The sequence below is a fragment of the Streptomyces sp. NPDC092045 genome (genome assembly GCF_044756005.1).
Classification (GTDB): Bacteria; Actinomycetota; Actinomycetes; order Streptomycetales; family Streptomycetaceae; genus Streptomyces.
The window spans coordinates 1,316,129-1,338,832 of sequence record NZ_JBIVSC010000001.1 but is presented as its reverse complement, the minus strand read 5'-3'; the positions used below and the strand labels follow the sequence as shown (position 1 = coordinate 1,338,832).

Sequence of the window (22,704 nt, the reverse complement as noted above, 5' to 3'; positions counted from 1 at the left end):
CCCGATCGGGCCGGACACCGCGAGCCCGGCCCGATCGGCACACGCCCTAGGGGGCGTCCGGGGCCGGCAGGAAGCCCGTCCCCCGGAAGTAGGCCAGGTAGCGCACGAGGACCTCCTCCGTCAGGGCCGGTGGCAGCACGCCGAGTTCCGCCGCCGCGGCGGCCGTGCGGCGGGAGTCGAAGCGGCGTCCGTCCACGTCCACCGCTCCCCCGGCGCCCCCGCCCCCGCCGCCGTCCTCGCCGAGGAACAGCTGGGCGGCGTTGTCGGGGCGGGCCGCGACGAGCGCGCGCCACTCCTCGGCGGGCACCCTGCGCAGCTCGTGGCCGAGCGTCTCGGCGACGGCGAACACCCGCTCCAGGTCCGGTGCGTCCGGGTGGGTGAACTGGAAGGTCTCCGTGCCGTCGCGTCCGGCGGCCACGAGCGCCACCACCGCCGCGCTGACGTAGTCCACGGGCACCCAGCCCGTCGACCCGTGCGGCAGGTCCGGGACCGCCTTCGCCTGGAGGCAGCCCTTGATGAGCTGCCACAGCAGGTCGCGGTCCTGGCAGGCGCCGGTGGTGGTGTCGCCGCTGATGCGGCCCGGCCGGTGGACGGTGACCGGGAGGCCGCGTTCGCGCGCCAGGCCGACCAGTCCCTCCGCGACCCACTTGCTCTGCGCGTAGCCGTCGGGCAGGTCGTCGGCCGGGCCGGTCGGCGTCGCCTCCGTGACGGTCACGAGCTCGGCCGACGGGGCGTGGACGCTCGTCGTGGACACGTAGTGCATGCCGGGCGAGTCGGACGCGGCGAGCAACCGCAGCAGTTCCACGGTCCCGGCGACGTTCGGGGCGCGCAGGTCGCCGTAGCCGGCCGCGAAGTTGACCCGGGCGCCGTTGTGCAGCACGGGGCCGAGGCCGCGCACGAGCGCGGCGCGGGCCTCCGGAGCGAGGCCGAGGCCCGGGGCGGCGAGGTCGCCGGGCACGGCGCGGATCAGGTCCTGGTAGCGGTCGCGCCACAGGCCGTACCGCCGCAGGTTCTCCCGCAGGCGGTGCGCGCCGTCCCGCTCGTCCGACGCCCGGACCAGGCAGTCGACCGGTTCGCCGGTCGTCTCGATCAGGTCGCGCAGCAGGAACGCGCCGAGGAAGCCGGAGGCGCCCGTCAGGAAGGGCCGGGGCGAGGGGCGGGAGGGGCGCCGCCGCGCCGGGTCCGCCGGTGCGGGCGTCCGTCCGGCGCCGGTGACGTCCTCGGGGAGGCGGACCTCCGCCGCCCAGTCCACCGGTCGGGGCCCGTCCGGCGGGGCGGCGCCGTCCTCCGGGTCCGCCAGGAGGCGGGCGACGCCCTCGACCGTCGGGGCGGCGAACAGGGCGCGCAGCGACAGGCGCCGGCCGCACTCCTCCTCGATCCGCCGGGCCAGCGTCACGGCGAGCAGGGAGTGCCCGCCGTGGGCGAAGAAGTCGTCCGTGACACCGATCCGGGGCACTCCGAGCGTGCTCGCGAACACCTCGCACAGGGCCCGTTCGCGGTCCGTGCGCGGCTCGCGTCCGCCGGGGCGCGGCTCCTCGGGCGCCGGCAGGGCCTTGCGGTCCGTCTTGCCGTTGGGGGTGAGCGGGAGCGCGTCGAGGCGCACGTGGGCGGAGGGCACCATGTGGTCCGGCAGGACGTCCGCCAGGCGGGCCCGCACCTCGGCCGCGCCGGGCCCCGCCGTCCCCCCGGCGGGCACGGTGTAGGCGACGAGGCGGCGGTCGCCGGGGCGGTCCTCCCGGACGACGGCGCAGGCGGCGGCGACGCCGGGCAGCGCGGTGAGCGCCGCCTCCACCTCGCCGAGCTCGATGCGGAAGCCCCGCAGCTTGACCTGGTCGTCGACGCGGCCGACGTATTCGAGCTGTCCGCGGTGGTTCCACCGGGCGAGGTCGCCGGTGCGGTACATCCGGCCCCCCGCCCGGTCGAACGGGTCGGCCACGAACCGGGCGGCGGTGAGCCCCGGCCGGTCGTGGTACCCGCGGGCCAGGCCCTCGCCGGAGACGTACAGCTCCCCCACCACGCCGGGCGGCACGGGGGCGAGGCGGTCGTCGAGGACCCGGACCCGGGTGCCGTCGACGGGCGCGCCGATCGGCACCGTGCGGTCCGGGGCGAGCGGGCCGTCCGCCTGCTGGAAGCCGCTCATGGTGGCGCAGACGGTGGTCTCCGTGGGGCCGTACGCGTTGACGAGGTGCCGTCCGCGCGCCCAGGTCCGGGCGAGGGCGGGCGGGCAGGCCTCGCCCGCGAGGACGATCGTGGTCCCGGCGGGGAGCGAGTCCGGCGGCATCACCGCGAGGGCGGCCGGCGGGAGCGTCAGATGGGTGATGCCGTGGTCGCGGACCCGGGCGGCGAGGGCCGGTCCGGGCAGCAGGGCGTCGCGCTCGTCGATCTCCAGGCAGGCCCCGGAGAGCAGGGCCATGCACAGCTCCCAGAAGGCGGCGTCGAAGCTCACCGACGCGAGGTGCAGGACGCGGCTGTCCGGGGTGAGCCGCAGCCGTTCCCGCTGGGTCGCGGCCATCGCCCCGACGCCCCGGTGGGTGACCACCACGCCCTTGGGGCGGCCGGTGGAGCCGGAGGTGTAGATGACGTACGCCGGGTGGGCCGCGTGCGGGACGGGCAGGGGGACGGACGGGTCGGGGGCCGGTTCGGCGTCTCCCGGGTAGAGGTGCGGGACCGTCGTGCGCGGGAGGCGGGGACGGAGTTCGGGGGTGGTGAGCAGCAGGCGGGGAGCCGCGTCGTCGAGCATGTGCGCGAGGCGGGCGGCCGGGTAGCCGGTGTCGAGGGGCAGATAGGCCGCGCCCGCCTTGAGCACGCCGAGCAGGGCGACCACCAGGTCGTTGCCGCGGGGCAGCGCCACGGCGACCCGGTCCTCCGGGCCGATGCCCCGCGCGGCGAGCCGCCGGGCGAGGGCGTCGGCGCGCGCGTCGAGTTCGCGGTAGGTCAGGGTGGTGTGCGCGTCGCGGACGGCCGGGGCGTCCGGGGTGCGCCGCACCCACCGGCCGAGGAGCGCGGGGAAGGTCTCCTCCGGCAGCTCCCGGCGCGGACCGGTCCCCCACCGGACGAGGCGCGCGTGTTCGGCGTCGCCGAGGACGTCGTAGGCCTGCAGGGGCAGTCCGGGGTCCTCGGTGACGGCGCCGAGCAGGCGGACGAGCCGGTCGGCCAGGCCGCGCACCGTGTCCGCGTCGAAGAGTTCGGTGGCGTAGTCGACGGAGGCCCGCATGCCGCCGGCCGCGTCCCCGTCGCCGGGCGTCTCCACGAAGGTGAACGCCAGGTCGAACTTGCTGGCGCCGAGGTCGACCGGCAGGCCGTGGACGGTGAGGCCGGGGAGGTCGACGGGGGCGGCGGGGGTGTGGTTCTGGAGCACCAGCATCGTCTGGAACAGCGGGTGGTGGGGTGCGCGCGCCGGGTTGAGGAGTTCCACGAGGCGTTCGAAGGGGACGTCCTGGTGGGCGTGGGCGGACAGGTCGAACTCCTTGACGCGGTCGAGGAGTTCGCGGAAGGTCGGGTCGCCGCTCAGGTCGGTGCGCAGCACGAGCGTGTTCACGAAGAAGCCGACGAGGTCGGCGGTGGCCTCGTCCGTGCGTCCGGCGACGGCCGTGCCCAGGGGGACGTCCTCGCCGGCGCCGTGCCGGGAGAGCAGGAGCGCCAGGGCCGCCCGGAGCACCATGAAGACGCTGCACCCGTTCGCGCGGGCGAGCGCGGCGATCCGCCGGGCCGTGGCGTCGTCGACGACGAAGTGGTGGGTGGCGCCCCGGTGCCGGGGGGCGGGGGGACGCGGGCGGTCCCGGGGCAGTTCGACGCATTCGGGCAGTCCGGCCAGGGCGTCCCGCCAGAAGGCGAGCTGGCGCGAGAGCGGGCTGTCGGGGTCCGTGTCGTCGCCGAGGAGTTCCCGCTGCCACAGCGTGTAGTCGGCGTAGTCGACGGGCGGCGGGGTCCACTCCGGGGCCGTTCCGCCGAGGCGGGCGCGGTAGGCGGTGCCGAGGTCGCGGAGGAGGGGGGCCAGGGACGAGCCGTCCGCGGCGATGTGGTGGACGACGAGGACGAGGACGTGGGAGTCGTCGGCGAGCCGCAGCAGGGTGGCCCGCAGGGGCAGTTCGCGTTCGACGTCGATCGGTTCGGCCACGGCCGCGGCGATCCGGTCGGCGCGCTTGTCCTCGTCGACGGAGTCGAGGAGGAGCACCGGCCGGGCGTCCTCGGGCGCGAGGACGTGCTGCACCGGGTCGCCCGCCCGCTCGGGGAAGACGGTGCGCAGGGGGGTGTGGCGGGCGACGACGTCGTGGAGGGCCCGGCGCAGGGCGTCCACGTCGAGCGCGCCCTCCAGGCGCGCGGCGAAGGGGATGTTGTACGCGGCCGAGGGGCCGTCGAGCCGGTGGAGGAACCACAGCCGCCGCTGGGCGTACGACAGGGGGAGCGCGTCGGGCCGCTGCCGCCGGACCAGGGGCGGGCGGGTCGGACGGGCGGCGTCCTCCAGGGCGGCGGCGAGCGAGGCGACGGTGGGGTGCTCGAAGAGCGTGCGGATCCCGGTCTCGGCGTCGAGCGCCGTGCGGATCCGGCCCACGAGCAGGGTGGCGAGCAGCGAGTGGCCGCCGAGCGCGAAGAAGTTGTCGTCGGCGGCGACCCCCGGCAGGCCGAGGACGTCGGCGAACAGTCCCGCGAGGATCTCCTCGCGGGCGCCGCGCGGGGCCCGCCCGGTCGTGTCCGGCGCGGTGGCGGGCGCCGGGAGGGCCGCCCGGTCGAGCTTGCCGTTGGGCGTCAGCGGCAGCGCGTCCAGGGTCTGCACGACCGAGGGCACCATGTACGCGGGCAGGCGGCTGCCCAGGTGGGCGGTGAGGGCGGCCGGGTCGGGCGTGCGGCCGGGGGCGGGGACGACGTAGGCGGTCAGGGCGCGGTCGCCGGGCAGGTCCTCGCGGACGACGACGCACGCGGCGCGCACCGACGGGTGGGCGCGCAGGGCGGCCTCGATCTCGCCGGGCTCGATGCGGTGGCCGCGCAGCTTGACCTGCTGGTCGGCGCGGCCCACGTAGACGACGTCTCCGCCGGGGGTGCGGCGGACGAGGTCCCCGGTGCGGTACATGCGGCCGCCGGCCGGGTCCGAGGGGTCGGCGACGAACCGGGTGGCGGTCGTGCCCGGCTGTCCGAGGTAGCCGCGCGCGACCCCCGGTCCCGCGAGGTACAGCTCGCCCTCGGCGCCGTCCGGCACGGGGTGCAGCGAGGCGTCCAGGACGAGGGCGCGCACGCCGTCGAGCGGCCGTCCGACGGGCGGCGAGCCGTCCGGGTCCTCGTCGGCGGCGACCCGGTGCAGGAGGGCGAAGGTGGTGGCCTCGGTGGGTCCGTAGGCGTTGAGGACGCGCGTGCCGGGGTGGGCGGCGGCGAGCCGCTGGAGCACTCCGGGGGCGGCGGCCTCCCCTCCGGCAGCGGCGAGGCGGAGCAGGCCGAGGGCGCCCGGGTCGGTCTCGGCGAAGACGTTGAACAGGGCGGTGGTGAGGAACGCCGCGGTGACGCCGTCCCGGGCGACGAGCTCCCTGAGCCGCTCGGGCTGGAGCACGCCGTCCGGCGCCACCACGATCCGGCCGCCGCGCAGCAGCGGCACCCAGATCTCGAAGGTGGCGGCGTCGAAGACGTAGGCCGAGTGCATCAGGACCGCGCCGGTCGCGCCGTCGTCCCAGGTGCGGTCGGCCGCGAGCGCGGCGACGTCGGCGTGGGTGACGCCGACGGCCTTGGGCAGGCCGGTGGAGCCGGAGGTGAACATGGTGTAGGCGAGCCGGGCGCCGCCGACGCCGTCGGGCAGCGGGCCGGGGGCGGCGGGGCGGCCGTCCCGGACGCGGCCGGCGGCGTCCACGGTCACGATCCGCGCCTCGGGGCCGAGCGTCCGCACCCAGGGGTGCGCGCGGTTCGCCTCGTCGACGACCAGGAGGCGCGGGGCGGCGGCCCCGGTCACCCGGGTGAGCCGGTCCCCGGGCCAGCGGGGGTCGAGGGGCACGTAGGAGGCGCCCGCGCGCAGGACTCCGAGCGGGGCGGTGACCTGGGCGGCCGAGCGGCCGAGGAGGAGGCCGACGCCCTCCTCGGCGGTCGCGCCGAGGCCGGTCAGGGCCCCGGCCAGGTCGTCGGCGAGGGCGCACAGCTCCCCGTACGTGAGCCGTTCGCCGGCCCCGGTGACCGCGACCGCGTCCGGGCGGGCGGCGGCGTGCCGGGCGACGGCGTCCGGGAGGCCCGTGGTGAGCACGGCGGCCGGGAGGGCGGCGCCCCCGCCCCGGGCGAGCAGCGTCTCGCGCTCGCCGTCGAGCAGGACGGACACGGAGTCGGCCGGGCGGTCGAGGCCGTCGGCCAGCGTCGTCAGGAGGACGCGCATCCGGGCGACCGTGCGGGCCGTCTCCTCCCGGTCCAAGGCGCTCGGGCGGAAGCCGAAGGTGATGCGCAGCGCGTCGCCGGGGGCGATGGTGAGGGTGAGGGGGTAGTGGGCGGCGTCCGTGCCCTCGAACCCGGTGACGGCCAGACCGGGCAGGCCCTGCCGGGCGGTGCGCAGGGTCTCCTCGTCCAGCGGGTAGTTCTCGAAGACGGCCAGGGTGTCGAAGAGCGTGTCGAGGCCGGTCGTCCCGCGTATCTCGGTCAGTCCCACGTGCTGGCTGCCGAGCAGCCGGCCCTGTTCGTCCTGGAGCCGGGTGAGGAGGGCGGCGAGGGTCTCGCCGGGGCGGAGGGCCAGGCGCACCGGCACGGTGTTGATGAAGAGGCCGATCATCGACTCGACGCCGGGCAGCTCCGGCGGGCGGCCGGACACGGTCGTGCCGAAGAGGACGTCCCGGCGGCCGGTGAGCCGGGAGAGCAGCAGGCCCCAGGCGCCCTGGACGAGGGTGTTGAGGGTGAGCCGGTGGGTGCGGGCGGCCGCCCGTAACCGCTCGCTGGTCGCCGTGTCGAGGTCGAGGACCAGGGTCTCGGGCAGTTCGTCCGCGCGGGCCGCGTCCGCCGCGCCGCGCCCGGCGAGGAGCGTCGGCGCCTCGACGCCCGCGAGGGCGGTGCGCCAGGCGTCGAGGGCGGCGGGCCCGTCCTGCCCGGCCAGCCAGGCGAGGTAGGTGCGGTACGGGGTGACGCGGGGCAGGGTGAGGTCGTCGCCCCGGTGGGCGTACAGCTCGAACAGTTCGCGCACGAGGATCGGCATCGACCAGCCGTCGAGCAGGATGTGGTGGCTCGTCATCACCAGGCGGTGGCGGTCGGGCCCGGTGCGCAGCAGGGAGAACCGCATCAGCGGCGGGGTGGCGAGGTCGAAGCGCCGGGTGCGGTCGGCGGCGAGGAAGGCGCGGACCCGCTCCTCGACCGTCCGTCCGTCGTCCGGGGCCGTGAGGTCGTGGTGGGTGAGCGGCACCGGGACCTCGGCGGCCACGGCCTGCACCGGTTCGTCGAGGTCCTCGTGGAGGAAGCCCACGCGCAGGTTGGCGTGCCGGCGCAGCAGCGTGCCGACGGCGGCGTGCAGCGCGGCCGTGTCGACGGTGCCTTCGAGGGTGAAGACGAACTGCGCGGTGTAGACGTCGACGGCGTCGGCGTCGTACAGCGCGTGGAAGAGCATGCCCGCCTGCAACGGCGTCAGCGGCAGGACGTCTTCGAGCTGGAACCCGGTCACTTGCGGCCACCCCACTTGTTCTTCAGTCGGTCGAGCTGGTTCTGGTCGAGGGAGACCAGGGGAAGGTCGGACGGCGTCAAGCCGCCCGCGTCGGGCCGTTCGGCGTGTTCGGCGATCGCGTTCAGGGCCCGGTCGAAGGCGTCGGCGAGGGCCGCCACGTCCTCCTCGGCGAGGAGGTCGGCGGGCCAGGTCCAGCGCGTCACGAGGCGCGGCCCGCCGGGCCGGTCCTCGGTGTGGGCGTTGATGTCGAGGACGTGGTGGACCGGCATGTCCCGGTCCTGGGCGGCCGGACCGCCGCCGTCGAGCACCACCTGCCAGTCGGCTTCCCCGTCGCCCGACGGGTCCTCCGCCGCGTACCGGCCGAGGTAGTTGAAGCCGATCTGGGGTTCGGCGGCCCCTTCGAGGCGGGCCCGCGCGCCGGGGTCGAGGCGGCGCAGCACGCCGTGGCCGATGCCGTGGTCCGGCACGGCCCGCAGCTGTTCCTTGACGCGTTTGACGGCCCGGTCCACGAGGTCGGCGCCGAAGCGGGCGGGGTCGCGCGGGTCGAGGGGGCCGGGGTCGAGCAGGACCGGGTAGAGGCTGGTGAACCAGCCGACCGTGCGGGACAGGTCGAGGTGTCCGGCGATCTGTTCGCGGCCGTGGCTCTCCAGGTCGAGCAGCACGCCGGTGCCCTCCGGGCGCGGTGCGCCGGTCCGGTCGGCGCGTTCCGCCCGCCAGGAGCGGACGGCGAGGACGAGGGCGGTGAGCAGGACGTCGTCGACGCCGGCGTGGAAGGCGCTCGGGGCGGTGGTGAGCAGGGCCCCGGTGCGGGCGGTCGCCGGGTGGGTGGTCAGCGTCCGGGTCCGGCCCGCCGTGTCCCGCGCGGGATCGAGGGGCCGGTCGGCGAGCGGCGGGTCGGACGCCCGCGCCACCGTCTCCCACAGCGGGAGTTCGGCCGCCCGGGTGCCTTCCCGCGCCTGGGCGGCGAGGAGCCGGGCCCAGGAACGGTAGGAGGTGGTGACGGGGGGCAGGACGGGGGCGGTCGGCCCGACGGTGGCTTCCGGCGCGGGGCCGGTGGCGGCGGGCGCGGAGGCGTGTGCCGGGTCGGTGACGGGAGCGGACGCGGACGCGGGGGTGTGGGCCGGGTCGGTGACGGCGGCGGACGCGGGGGCCTGTGCCGGGTCGGCGGTGGTGGAGACCGCGCGCCAGGCCGTGGCCAGGTCCTCGACGAGGACGCGCCAGGACACCGCGTCGACCGCCAGGTGGTGCACGACGAGCAGCAGGCGTCCGCGCGTCCGGGGGCCGGCGTCGCACCAGACCGCCTCGAACACCTCGCCGTGCGCGGGCCGCAGCCGTTCCCTGGCCCGCTCGCCGGCCTCGGCGAGGGCGGCGCGGACCCCGTCCGCGTCCCGTCCCGCGACATCGATCCGGGTGAGGCGGGGGCGGACCGGCACGGTCCCCCGGGGCAGGGTCTCCAGGGCCGGTTCTCCCCCGGCGGTGCGGGTGACCCGCACCCGCAGCATGTCGTGGTGGTCGACGAGGATCTGGAGCGCGGCGGCCAGGCGCTCCTCGTCGGCGTCCTCGGGGGTCCGCAGCACCGCGGACTGGTTGTAGCCGTCCGTGGGGCCCGGCCGGTCCAGGAACCAGGCCACGATGGGGGTGGGCGGCATGGTGCCCACGCCGTCGTCGGCCGGGGCCGGGGTCCGTCCGTCGAGCTCCTCGGCGGCCGCCGCGATCGCCTCGGGCGTGCGGTGCAGGAAGACGTCCCGGGGGGTGATGCCGAGCCGGTTCTCGCGGACCCGGCTGACCAGTTGGATGGAGAGGATGCTGTCGCCGCCCAGGGCGAAGAAGTCGTCGTCGGTGCGGACGCCGGGCAGGCGCAGCACCGTGGCGAACACCTCGCACAGGATCCGCTCCCGCTCGGTGCGCGGCTTCCCGCCGTCCCCCCGGCCGGCCTCCGCGGAGGGGCGGGCGGGGGCCGGGAGCGCGCGCCGGTCCGTCTTGCCGTTGGGCAGCAGGGGCAGCGCGTCCAGCGGGACGAAGACGGCGGGGATCATGTACGGCGGGAGGGACGCGGCGAGGCGTTCCCGCAGGGCGGGGGCGTCGGGGACGCCGGGGCCGCCCGGTTCGGGGACGGTGTAGGCGACGAGGCGCTGCTCGCCGGGCCGGTCCTCCCGGACGAGCACGGAGGCGGTGCCCACGCCGTCGAGCGCGGTGAGGGCGGCCTCGATCTCGCCCGGCTCGATGCGCAGGCCGTGCAGTTTGACCTGGTCGTCGGCGCGGGCCACGTAGACCAGGAGGCCGTCGGCGGCGCGGCGGACGAGGTCGCCCGTGCGGTACATCCGGGTGCCGGGCGGACCGAACGGGTCGGCGACGAACCGTTCGGCGGTCAGTCCGGGGCGTCCGAGGTAGCCGCGCGCCAGGCCCTCGCCGGCGAGGTACAGCTCGCCCACGACGCCCGGCGGGACCGGGGCGAGCCCGTCGTCGAGGACGTACGCGCGGGTGTTGTCGACCGGCCGGCCGAGCGGCACCGTGGCCGTGTCCCGGGTGCCGGACGCGGTCGGGGCGGACGTGCCGGTGTCGGGCGCGGACGCCGTGGCGGACGTCGTCGTGGCGGACGCCGCCGTGCCGGCGGGCCGGTGGAGGTGGGCGGTGGCGTCGATGGTCGCCTCGGTCGGCCCGTACAGGTTGTGCACCTCGGCGCCCCAGGCGCGTCCGGCGCGTTCGGCCAGGGACGCGGTCAGCGGCTCGCCGCCGCACAGGACGGCCCGGAGGGCGGCCGGCGGTTCCTCGCGCCCGGTCTCGCCGAGGACGAGGGAGAGGAGCGAGGGCACGAACTGGGCGATCGTCACTCCTTCCCGGCGCATCCGGGCGAGGAGTCCGACCGGGTCGTGGTTGAGGGCCGGCGGCACGGGGCAGGTGGCGCCGCCGTGCAGCAGCGGCAGCCAGGTCTCCCAGACCGAGGCGTCGAAGCTCGGCGAGGTCCGGGCGAGGACGCGGTCGGCGTCGGTGAGGGACAGGTGGTCGGCCATCCACGCCATGTGGTTGGTGAGCGCGGCGTGGGTGACGACGACGCCCTTGGGGCGGCCGGTCGATCCCGAGGTGTGGAGGACGTAGGCGGCGTCCCGGGGGTCCGGTGCGGCGTCCGGCACGGGCTCCGCACCGGGCTCCGCCGCCGCCTCCGGGCCGTCGACCGCGAGGACGGGCACCGGCAGGTCCGGCAGCGTCCGCAGGGTCGCCGTCGAGGTCACCAGGAGGACGGGCCGGGCGTCCTCGACCACGAAGCCGATCCGGGCGGCGGGGTACTCCGGGTCGACCGGCAGCCACGCGGCGCCGGTCTTGGCGACCGCGAGCATGGCCACCACCTGGTGGGTGGTGCCGGGCAGAGCGAGCGCCACCACGTCGCCGCGGCCGACCCCGCGCCCGCGCAGGAGGCGCGCCACGGCGTCGGAGAGCGCGTCGAGTTCGGCGAAGGTGGTGTTCCGCTCGCCGTCCCGCACGGCGACCGCGCCGGGGGTGCGGTCGCGCTGGGCGCGGAACGCCTCGGGCACGGTCCGCGCCCGCACCTGCCGGGCGGGGCCGTGTCCGCTCCGCAGGAGCGCGCTCCGCTCGTCCGCCGTCAGGACGTCCGCCGTGCGGATCCGCCGGTCCGGGGCGGCGGCGAGCGAGCCGAGGAGCCGGGTCAGACGGGCGGCGAGGGCGTGCGCGGTGGAGTGCGCGAAGAGGTCGGTGGCGAACTCCAGGTTCCCGTCGAGGCCGGCCGGACGGCCCTCCCCGTCCCGGCGCTCGGTGAACGTGAACGTGAGGTCGAACTTGCTGATGCCGGTGCGGACCGGCTGCTCCGCCACCGTGAGGCCCGGCAGGTCCACGGTCGCCCCGCCGTGGTTCTGGAGCACCAGCATGGTCTGGAACAGCGGGTGGCGGTTCTGGGCCCGCTCGGGGTCGAGCGCGTCCACCAGGCGTTCGAAGGGCACGTCCTGGTGGGCGTAGGCCGCGAGGTCGAACTCCCGCACCCGGTCGAGGACCTCGGCGAACGTGGGGTCGCCGCTCAGGTCGGTGCGCAGGACCAGGGTGTTGACGAAGAAGCCGACCAGGTCGTCGAGCGCCTCGTCGGTGCGCCCCGCGACGGGCGTGCCCAGCGGGACGTCCTCGCCGGCGCCGTGCGCGCGCAGCAGCACCGCGAGCGCGGCCTGGAGCACCATGAAGAGGCTGCATCCCCGGGACCGGGCGAGCTCGGCGAGGGCGCGGTGCGTCGCGGCGTCGACCGGGAAGGTGAACGCGTCGCCCCGGTGCGTGGCGACGGCCGGGCGCGGCCGGTCGAGCGGCAGGTCGAGGAGGTCGGGCAGTCCGGCGAGCGCGGTCCGCCAGAACTCCAGCTGCCGGGCGGCCGTGCCGGACGGGTCCTCCTCGTCGCCGAGGAGCTCGCGCTGCCACAGGGTGTAGTCCGCGTACTGGACGGGGAGCGCGGCCCAGGCGGGGTCCTCCCCCGCGAGGCGGGCGCGGTAGGCGGTGCCGAGGTCGCGGGCGAGCGGGGCGAGGGACCAGCCGTCGCCCGCGATGTGGTGGACGAGGAGCACCAGGACGTGGGAGTCGTGCCCGGGGCGGAGCATCCGGGCCCGCACCGGCCGTTCGGCGCCCACGTCGAAGGCGTACGCGGTCTCGGCGCCGAGGACCGCGTCGAGCAGGTCCGGTGCGACGTCGCGGGGCGTCAGGTCGATGTCGGCGCCGGCGGCGTCGAGGACCCGCTGCTCCGGCACGCCCGCGGTGTCGGGGAAGACCGTGCGCAGGCTCTCGTGCCGTTCGACCACGTCCGTGAGGGCGCGGGTCAGGGCGTCCGTGTCCAGCGGGCCGTCCAGGCGCAGGACGAGCGGCACGTTGTACGTGGGGCTCGGGCCCTCGAAGCGGTGGAGGAACCACAGGCGCTGCTGGGCGTGGGACAGCGGCATCGGGTCGGGTCGGCGGGCGACCCGGCCGAGCCGTGCCCTGGCCGCGTCCGCGCCGTCGAGGGCGGCGGCGAGGGCCGCGGGCGTCGGGTGCTCGAAGACCGTTCTGACCTCGGTCTCCACGTCGAGCACGGTGCGCAGCCGGGCGGCGAGGCGGGTGGCGAGCAGGGAGTGGCCGCCGAGGGCGAAGAAGTCGTCGTCGGCGCCCACCGTCCGCAGGCCGAGCAGGTCGGCGAAGAGGCCGCAGACGATCTCCTCGCGGGCGGTGCGCGGGGCCCGGCCGCGGGCCGGGGCGTCGTGCTCGGGCGCCGGGAGGGCGGCCCGGTCCACCTTTCCGTTGGGGGTGAGCGGGAACGCGTCCAGCGGGACGATCGCGCCGGGCACCATGTAGGCGGGCAGCGCGCGGCCGACCTCGCGGGCGAGTTCGGCGGGGTCGGGCCGGGCGCCGGCGGCGGGGACGACGTAGGCGACGAGCCGGCGGTCGCCCGGCACGTCCTCGCGGACCAGGACGAACGCGTCGGCCACCTCGGGGCGGCCCGCGAGGACGGCCTCGATCTCGCCGGGTTCGACGCGGTGGCCGCGCAGCTTGACCTGGCCGTCGGCGCGGGCGACGTAGGCGATGTGTCCGTCCGGGGTCCAGCGCACGAGGTCGCCGGTGCGGTACATGCGGCCGCCGTCGGCCGCGAAGGGGTCGGCGACGAAGCGGGTGGCGGTGGCGCCGGGGCGCCCGGTGTAGCCGCGCGCCACGCCGCGCCCGGCGAGGTACAGCTCGCCCACCACGCCCGGCGGGACCGGGCGGAGGGCGTCGTCCAGGACGTGGAGCCGCATGCCGTCCAGGGGGCGGCCGATGGGCGGCGGTCCGGCCGGGAGGTCGCCCGCGACGGCGTACCGGGTGGCGAAGGTGGTGGTCTCGGTGGGTCCGTAGACGTGCAGGACGCGGGTGTCCGGGGCGAGCGAGGCGACCCTCTGCATCGCGTCGGGGGAGGCGAGTTCGCCGCCCGCGCAGACCGTCCGGAGCCCGGCGAAGACCCCGGGGTCGGTCTCGGCGATGACGTTGAACAGGGCGGTCGTCAGGAAGACGGCCGTCGCCCCGTGCTCGTGGACGGCGTAGTCGAGGGTCCGGGCCTCCAGGAGTCCGTCCGGCGCCACGACGACCCGGCCGCCGTTGAGGAGCGGGGTCCAGATCTCGAAGGTGGAGGCGTCGAAGACGTACGCCGAGTGCATCAGGACGGCGTCGGCGGCGCCGTCCGCCCAGGCCGTGTCGTGCGCGAGGGCGGCGACGTCCGCGTGGCCGACGCCGACGCCCTTGGGCAGGCCGGTGGAGCCGGAGGTGAACATGGTGTAGGCGAGGGCGTCCGGGCCGGGCACGGGCGCCGGGGTGCCGGGCCGGTCCGGGGCGCCGCGCAGCACGCGTCCGAGCCGGTCCACGACGACGACCGGCAGGCCGTCGGCCCGTGCGGCCACCCAGGGGGAGGCGGCGTTCTCCTCGTCGACGACCAGGACGCGGGGCTCCGCCACGGCGGCGACCCGGTCGAGCCGTTCGCCGGGCCAGCGCGCGTCCAGCGGCACGTAGGCGGCGGCCGCGCGGACCGTGCCGAGGGAGACGGCGACCACGGCGGGCGACCGGCCCAGGAGCACGCCGACGGAGTCCTCGGGTCCGACGCCGAGACCGGCGAGGTCGGCGGCGAGGTCGGCGGAGATCCGGTCGAGTTCGGCGTAGGAGAGGGTGGTGGCGCCGTCCGCCACGGCCACCGCGGCGGGGGTGCGGCGCGCCCACCGGGCGAAGAGGGCGGGCAGGGTGGCGCTCCCGGCGTCGGTCCCGGTTCCGGTGTCGGCTTCGGTTCCGGCGGGGAGGGCGCGGCCGGTGCCCCAGCGGGTGAGGCGGAGGCGCTCGTCCGGGGTGAGCGGGTCGTGTCCGGACAGGCGCCGGTCCGGGTCGGCGGCCACCTGTTCGAGCAGCCGGACGAGCCGGGCCGCGAGCGCCTCGACGGTGGCGCGGTCGAAGAGCGCCGTGGCGTACTCGATGCCCGCGCTCAGGCCGCCCCCTCCACCGCCTCCGGACCCGTCCCCGCTCTCGTCGAACGCGAAGGTGAGGTCGAACTTGCTCAGCCCGTTGTGGACGAGCCGGTGCTCGACGGCGAGGCCGGGCAGGTCGGGGCGGAGGGACCGCTGGTTCTGCAGGACCAGCATGGTCTGGAAGAGCGGGTGGTGGTCCCGGGCGCGGGCGGGATTGAGGCTCTCGACGAGCCGCTCGAACGGCACGTCCTGGTGGGCGTGGGCCGTCAGGTCGAACTCCCTCACGCGGTGCAGGAGTTCGCGGAAGGTCGGATCGCCGGACAGGTCGGTGCGCAGCACGAGCGTGTTGACGAAGAAGCCGACCAGGTCCTCCAGGGCCTCGTCGGTGCGGCCGGCGACCGGCGAGCCGAGCGGGACGTCGTCGCCCGCGCCGTGCTGCCGCAGCAGCGCGGCCACGGCCGCCCGGAGCACCATGAAGAGGGTGCTGCCGGAGGCCCGGGCCAGGTCGAGGAGGGCCGTGTGCAGGGCGGGCGGCACGTCGAAGGCGACCACCGCCCCCCGGGGGTCCGCGACGGCGGGGCGGGGCCGGTCAAGGGGCAGTTCGAGCAGTTCGGGCAGGCCCGCGAGCGCGCCGCGCCAGTGGTCGAGCTGCCGGTCGAGGACGTCGCCGTCCTCCCGGAGGAGGTCGTGCTGCCAGAGGGCGTAGTCGGCGTACTGGAGCGGGGTGCCGGCCGCGGGTTCGGGCGCCCGGCCGTCGAGCCGGGCCCGGTAGGCGTCGCCCAGGTCCCGGGTCAGCGGTCCCAGGGACCAGCCGTCGCCCGCGATGTGGTGGAGGACCAGGACGAGGACGTGGTGTTCGGGGGCGGCGCGCAGCAGCCGGGCGCGCAGCGGCGGATCGGTGAGCACGTCGAACGGTTCGCGCACGGCGGCCAGGACGGCCGCCTCCAGGTCCGTCGGCGCCGTGCTCTCGACGGGCGGCCGGGGTACGGCGGTGGCGGCGGGCAGCACCACCTGGTGGGGCACTCCGTCCCGTTCGGGGAAGACGGTGCGCAGCGACTCGTGGCGCTCCACGACGTCGAGCAGGGCGGCGCGCAGGGCGTCCGCGTCCAGCGTGCCGCGCAGTTCCAGGACGAGGGGGACGTTGTAGGTGGAGCCGGGCCCTTCGAGGCGGCCGAGGAACCACAGCCTGCTCTGCGCGAAGGACAGCGGCAGGGGGTCGGGGCGCCGCCGGACGGGCGTCACCGCGGGCCGGGCCGGTGCCGCCGGGTCCAGGACCCGGGCGAGGGCGGCGGCCGTCGGGTGCTCGAAGAGGGTGCGCACGGCCAGGTCGGCGCCGAGGACGGAGCGGATCCGGCTGACGACGCGCATCGCGAGGAGGGAGTGTCCGCCGATGTCGAAGAAGCTGTCGTGCGGTCCGACCGCCGGGCGTTCCAGGACGTCGGCGAAGATCCCGGCGACCAGGTCCTCGCGGAGGGTCCGGGGGCCGGGTCCCGTCCGGTCCGGGTCCTCGTCGGGGACGGGCAGGGCGCCGCGGTCCACCTTTCCGTTGGGCAGCAGCGGCAGCGCGTCGAGGACGACGACCGCCTCGGGCACCAGGTGGTGCGGCAGGGTGCCGGCGAGCGCGTCCCGCAGGGCGGTGGCTCCCGGCGCCGGTTCGGTCGCGACGGCGTACGCGACGAGCCGGGGGCGTCCCGGGGCGTCCTCGCGGACCACCGCGCAGGCGGCCGTGACGCCGGGCAGGCCGAGGAGGGCGGCGGCCACCTCGCCCGGTTCGATCCGGAAGCCGCGGAGCTTGACCTGGTCGTCGGCGCGGCCGACGTGGACGAGCCGCCCGTCGCGGTCCCACCGGACGAGGTCGCCGGTCCGGTACATGCGGGTGCCGGGGGCGTCGAAGGGGTCGGCGACGAAGCGGGAGGCGGTGAGTCCCGGGCGGTCGAGGTAGCCGCGGGCGAGGTGGGGGCCCGACAGGTACAGCTCTCCGGTGACGCCGGGCGGCACGGGGCGCAGCCGCTCGTCGAGGACGTAGGCGCGCGTCGCGTCGACGGGCCGCCCGATGGGCACGGACCCGCCGGGTGCCGGTGCGGCCTCCGCCGGGTCCACCCGGTGCGCGGTGGCGTCGATGGTGGCCTCGGTCGGCCCGTACAGGTTGTGCGGCTCGGCGTGCCACCGGGCGGCGACGGCGTCGGCGAGGGTGCGCGGCAGGGGTTCGCCGCCGCAGAGGACGGCCCGCAGGGCGGGCGGCGGTCCGGCCTCGGTCTCCTCGGCGAGGACGAGCGCGAGGTGGGAGGGGACGAACTGGGCCACGGTGACGTCGAACCGGCGCATCCAGGAGAGGAGTTCGCGCGGTTCGCGGTTGGCGCCGGGGGGCGCCACGCAGACCTCGGCGCCCTGGGTGAGCGGCAGCCACAGCTCCCAGACGGAGGCGTCGAAGCTGGTGGAGGTGCGGGCGAGGACCCGGTCGTCCCGGGTGAGGTCCAGGTGGCGCGCCATCCAGGCCATGTGGTTGGCGAGGGCCCCGTGGGGGACGACGACGCCCTTGGGGCGGCCGGTCGACCCGGAGGTGTAGATGACGTAGGCGGCGTCGGCCGGGTGGGACGCGATCGGGCCCCCGGCACCGGAGGCGTGCCCGGCCGGGCCGGGGGCGCTCACGCCCGGGTCCGTGGTGCGTGCGCCGGGATCCGCGGCCCGTACGGCCGGGTCGTCGAGGGAGAGCCGGGGTATGCCGCCCGTCGGTATGCCGGCGGGGACGTCCGTCCCGGTGAGGAGCAGTGCGGGGCGCGCGTCGTCCAGCATCTGGCGGATGCGGGCGTGGGGGTACTCGGGGTCGATAGGCACGTACGCGGCCCCGGCCCGCAGCACGGCCAGCATGGCGACCGCGGTGTCCACCGACGCGGGGACCGCGAGCGCCACCAGGGCGCCGCGGCCCGCGCCGCGCTCGCGCAGCACGCGGGCGAGGGCGTCGGCCCGCGCGTGCAGTTCGGCGTACGTGAGGGTGGTGCGGGGGTCGCGCACGGCGGGTGCGTCCGGGGTGCGGGCGGCCCACTCCTCCACGGCCTCGGGCACGGTGAGGGACGGCAGCGGGCGCCGTTCGCCGCGTCCCCGTTCCAGGAGGTCAGCGCGCTCGTCCGGGGTGAGCGGGTCGAAGTCGTCGACGGCGCGGTCGGGTTCGGCCACGGCGAGGGCGAGGACGCGGGCGAAGCGGTCGGCGAGCGCGCGGGCGGTGGACCGGTCGAAGAGCTCCGTGGCGTATTCGAGGTGCCCGCCGAGCCGGACGGCCGGACGTTCTCCCGTGCCGCCGGAGCCCGGGGTGCCCGGGGCTTCCGAAGCCTCCGCGGCCTCCGTGGTCTCTGTGGTCTCCGTGGTCTCGGGGACCTCCACGAGCGAGAACGTCAGGTCGAACTTGCTGATGCCGGTGTGCCGGGACCGGTCCCGCACGGTGACGCCGGGCAGGTCGAGCACGGCCGCCCGCTGGTTCTGGAGCACCAGCATGGTCTGGAAGAGCGGGTGGTGGCCGCCGGACCGGTCCGGGTTGAGCTCCTCGACCAGCCGCTCGAACGGCAGGTCGGCCCGGTCGAAGGCCGCGAGGTCGAACTCGGTGACCCGGCGCAGCAGTTCGCGGAAGGCCGGGTTGCCGGACAGGTCCGTGCGGAGCACGACGGTGTTGACGAAGAAGCCCACGAGTTCGTCCAGGGCCTCGTCGGCCCGGCCCGCCACCGCGGTGCCCAGCGGGATGTCGGTGCCCGCGCCGTGGGCGCGGAGCGTCACCGCGAGCGCGGCCTGGAGGACCATGAAGGGCGTGCAGCCCGTGTCGCGGGCGAGGGCGACGAGCCGTGCGTACGCGTCGGCGGGCAGGTCGAACGGCACTGCGTCGCCGCGGTGGTCCGGGACCGCCGGGCGGGGCCGGTCCAGGGGCAGTTCGAGGAGGTCGGGGGCGCCGCGCAGGGCGCCGCGCCAGAAGTCGAGCCGGCGGGCCACCGGGCTCTCCGGATCGGCGTCGTCGCCGAGCAGTTCCCGCTGCCAGAGGGCGTAGTCGGCGTACTGGACGCGCAGTTCGGGCCAGTCGGGCGCGGTGCCCGTGGTCCGGGCGCGGTAGGCGGATCCGAGGTCGCGGCAGAGCGGGGCCAGCGACCAGCCGTCGGCGGCGACGTGGTGGAGCACGAGGACCAGGACGTGCCGGTCGGGGCCGGTGGCGAGCAGCCGGGCGCGCACGGGGAGGTCGGTGGTGAGGTCGAAGGGCTCCGAGGTCAGCCGGCACACCGTCCGTTCGGCCCAGTCGCCGGCCGGTTCGCCCGCCGGGGGCGCCTCGACGGCGAGGGGGACGAGCGACGCGGCGGTCCGGGCGTCGGCGACGACCTGACGGGCCGCGCCGTCGTGCTCGGCGAGCACGGTCCGCAGGGTCTCGTGCCGGGCGACCAGGTCGGCGAGGGCGTCGCGCAGCGCCCCGGTGTCGAGGGGGCCTTCGAGGTCGAGGACGAGCGGCACGTTGTAGGTGTCCCCCGCGTCCTCGGCGCGGTTGAGGAACCACAGCCGCTGCTGGGCGAAGGACGGCGGGAGCGGATCGGGCCGGTCCCTGGGGACGACGGCGGGCCGGGCCTCCCCGGCCGTTCCGAGGGCGGCGGCGAGGGAGGCCACCGTGGGGTGGGCGAAGAGGTCGCGCAGTTCGGTGCCGGCGCCCGTCGCGGCCCGCACCCGCGAGACGAGCCGGGTGGCGAGCAGGGAGTGCCCGCCCAGGGAGAAGAAGTTGTCGTCGACGCCCACGGCGGGCACGCCGAGGACGTCGGCGAACAGGCCCGCGAGCACCTCCTCCTGCGGGGTGCGCGGGGCGGATCCCCGGGTGGCGGGGGCCTGGGGCGCGGGCAGGGCCCGCCGGTCGACCTTGCCGTTGGCGTTCAGGGGCAGCGCGTCGAGGAGGACGAACGCGGAGGGGACCGTGTACGCGGGCAGGACGCGGCCGAGGGCCTGGGCGAGTCCCGGGCCGTCCGGACGCGTGCCGGGGGCCGGCACGACGTAGGCGACCAGCCGGCGGTCGCCCGGCGCGTCCTCGCGGACCAGGACGCGGGCGTCGCGGACGTCGGGGCGGGCGAGGAGGGCGTTCTCGACCTCGGCGGGTTCGATGCGGAATCCGCGGAGCTTGATCTGTCCGTCGGTCCGTCCCGCGTACTCGACGTCCCCGTGCGCCGTCCAGCGCGCCAGGTCGCCGGTGCGGTACATCCGGCCGCCGTTCCCGTCGTACGGGTCGGGGACGAAGCGGACGGCCGTGAGGCCGGGCCGGCCCAGGTAGCCGCGGGCGACTCCGGCGCCGCTGACGTACAGCTCGCCCACGACGCCGGGCGGCACGGGGCGGAGGGAGTCGTCGAGCACGTACAGGCGCGTTCCGTCGAGGGCCCGGCCGATGGGCGGGACGCCGGGGGCGCCGGGTCCGACCCGGTGGCGGGAGGCGAACGTGGTGGTCTCGGTGGGTCCGTACACGTGCAGGACGTGGGTCCCGGGGGCCGCGGCGGCCATTCGTCCCATCAGGTCGGGGGCGGCGGCCTCGCCGCCGGCGGCGACCAGGCGCAGTCCCGCGAAGGCCGTCGGGTCGGTCTCGGCGACGACGTTGCAGAGCGCGGTGGTGAGGAAGACGGCGGTCACGCCGTCGCGGGCGGTCGCGTCCTTGAGCCCGCGCGCGTCCAGGAGGCCCTCGGGGGCGACGACGACCCGGCCCCCGTTGAGGAGCGGCACCCAGATCTCGAACGTGGAGGCGTCGAAGACGTACGCCGAGTGCATGAGGACCGCGTCGCCGGCGCCGTCGGTCCAGGCGGAGTCGGCGGCGAGGGCGAGGACGTCGGCGTGGCCGACCCCGACGCCCTTGGGCAGGCCGGTGGAGCCCGAGGTGAACATGACGTACGCGAGGCGGTCGCCGCGGAGGGGGCCCGGCAGCGGGCCGGGGCGTTCGGGGGCGCCCCGGAGGACGGTGCCCGTGCGGTCGACCACGAGGACGGGCAGCCGGGTGGCGGCCTCCTTCACCCAGTCGCGTCCGGCGGCGTCCTCGTCGACGACCAGGGCGCGGACGCGGGCGGTCCCGGCGACGCGGTCGAGGCGTTCGGCCGGCCAGTCGGCGTCCATCGGCACGTAGGCGGTCCCCGCCTCCACGGCGCCGAGCGAGGCGGTCACGACGGCGGCCGAACGGCCCACGAGGACGCCGACCCCGTCCTCGGCGCCGAGGCTCCAGCCGGTGAGGGCGCGTGCCAGGGCCGTGGCCCGCTCCGCCAGTTCGCCGTACGGGAGGGTGGTGGCGCCGTCCACGACGGCGGGGGCGCCGGGGGTGGCACGGACGCGCGCGGCGAACGCCTCCGGCAGGCTCGTGGCCGTGGTCCCGGCCGGGAGCGCCGCGCCGCGCCCGTGGTCGAGGAGCGCTCCGGCGGCCTCCGCGTCGAGCAGCGGGAGGTCGCGCACGGGCGTGTCGGGGTCCGCGCCGGCGAGCGCGGTGAGGAAGCCGACCACGGCCTGCTGGTGGAGCCGGACGTCGTCGGGGTGGTAGAGCGCCGGGTTGGTGTCGAAGCCGATCAGCGGGCCGGTCGCCTCGGCCCGTTCGGAGACGAACAGGGACACGTCGTCGACGGGGCCGAGGGAGAGCAGGCGGGAGGTGGCGGGGCTGCCGGCGAAGTCCAGGTCGTAGCCGTAGCCCATGATGTTCACGACGAGGTCCGTGAGCCGTGCCGCTCCGTCGGCCAGGTTCAGTTCGCGGGCCAGCTGTTCGCGCGGGAAGCGGCGGTGGCGCAGGGCTGCGCGCATCTCGGCGGCGACGCTCCGGACGAGTTCTCCGACCGTCGTGCCGGGGTCGACGGTCAGTCCGAGGGGCAGGACGGTGGCGGTCATCCCGACCACGTGCAGGAGCGCGCCGTGGCGGCCGTGGGAGGCGAGGCCCACGCAGACCTCGCGGCGTCCGGTGACCCGTGCCGCGTAGGCGGCGACCGCCGCGACGAGGACGGCGCTCCAGGTGGTGCGGTTGCCGGCGCCGAGCCGTCGCAACCCGTCGAACACGGGAGGGGGGAGGGTCTCGCCCGTGTGGAGGGCGACGGCGCCGGGGCCGGACGGGTCGTCGTTCCCGGGGCGCCCGCCGTCCTCCGGCCGGTCGGTGCGTCTCCTGAGGAGGGGGGTGCCGTCCGTGCCGCCCGCTCCGTCCGCGGCCCGGCCGGAGAACCTTCCGGTCCAGTGGGCGCGGTCCGCCTCCAGCCGGCCGGAGGCGCGGTGGGCGGCCTCGTCGGCCACCAGGGCGCGCAGGGGGCCGGTGGGCGGCTCCAGTGCCGCGAGGTCCTCGCCGCGCGCCGCACGCGCGTAGAAGTCGGCCACGGTCCGGGCGAAGAGCGAGCCGCCGAGGCCGTCCACGGCGATGTGGTGGTAGCGGACGTACCAGTAGTGGAGCCGTGGGCCGAGGCGGAGCAGGGCGAAGTGGTGGTGCGGCGCTTCGAGGCGGTCGACGGTGGCCATGTCGTCGGCCATGTACCGTTCCGCGGCCGCGGCGGGGTCGTCGGCTCCGGTGAGGTCCACCCTGTGCAGCCGGTCGGTTTCGGCCGCCGGGCGGAGGACGCGCTGGCGGACGGCGCCGTCCTCGGCGACGAACACGAGGTTCAGGCTGTCGCAGAGGTGGGCCGCCCGGTTGAGAGCGGCGGAGAATAATCTCTCGTCGAGCCCTCCGCGAATCTCCAGGCATTCCCCGATGTTGTATTTGGGGCTGTCCGGGTCGACCAGTTGGCCGTACCACACGCCCTGCTGGGCCGTAGTCAGTTCGAGGAATTCGGGGGTGGACTCGTCCGACGGAAAGGAGTGGTCTTCAGGCATGCCGACGACACCTTCGGTGAGGTTTTCAGGGGACGGTTGAGCGGAGTTCGGGCATTCGGCACGACGAGATCACGAGGGCTTTCTTCCGCGCGACGGCACGCGCGGGAAAACGCCGCCCGGTCGTCACCGCGGGCGTCGCGGGGATCTCGTGCGGGGAGGTGCCCGCCCCGTGCGGAACCGCGCGGACCGGGCGGCCCCGCACAGGGGGGAGGAAGGCCACGGAATGCCCCGTCGACGGTTCGCGAAGGGGGCCCCGAGACGTCACGAACAGTCGATCACCACAAATGACCGACCGGGGATCACTCTTGAGCGAAACTGCTCACTACACGCACGAAGCTG

At 76.8% G+C, this 22,704-nt stretch carries 2 protein-coding genes; both read right to left on the bottom strand.

The window, feature by feature from the left end; translation table 11 throughout:
- Window positions 1–46: 46 nt before the first annotated feature.
- Complete coding sequence (locus tag ACIQKA_RS05720) at window positions 47–7,606, bottom strand: amino acid adenylation domain-containing protein (protein WP_402540088.1); 7,560 nt, start codon at window positions 7,604–7,606, stop codon at window positions 47–49.
- Window positions 7,603–22,365 carry an amino acid adenylation domain-containing protein gene (locus tag ACIQKA_RS05715; RefSeq protein ID WP_402540087.1) on the bottom strand — a complete coding sequence of 4,921 codons (14,763 nt, stop codon included), beginning with the start codon at window positions 22,363–22,365 and terminating at the stop codon, window positions 7,603–7,605. The genes ACIQKA_RS05720 and ACIQKA_RS05715 overlap by 4 nt, the downstream gene beginning before the upstream one ends.
- Window positions 22,366–22,704: the final 339 nt, after the last annotated feature.

Excerpts from the sequence above, each read along its gene's own strand:
- ACIQKA_RS05715 (WP_402540087.1), bottom strand. The coding sequence starts at position 22,365 with ATGCCTGAAGACCACTCCTTTCCGTCGGACGAGTCCACCCCCGAATTC.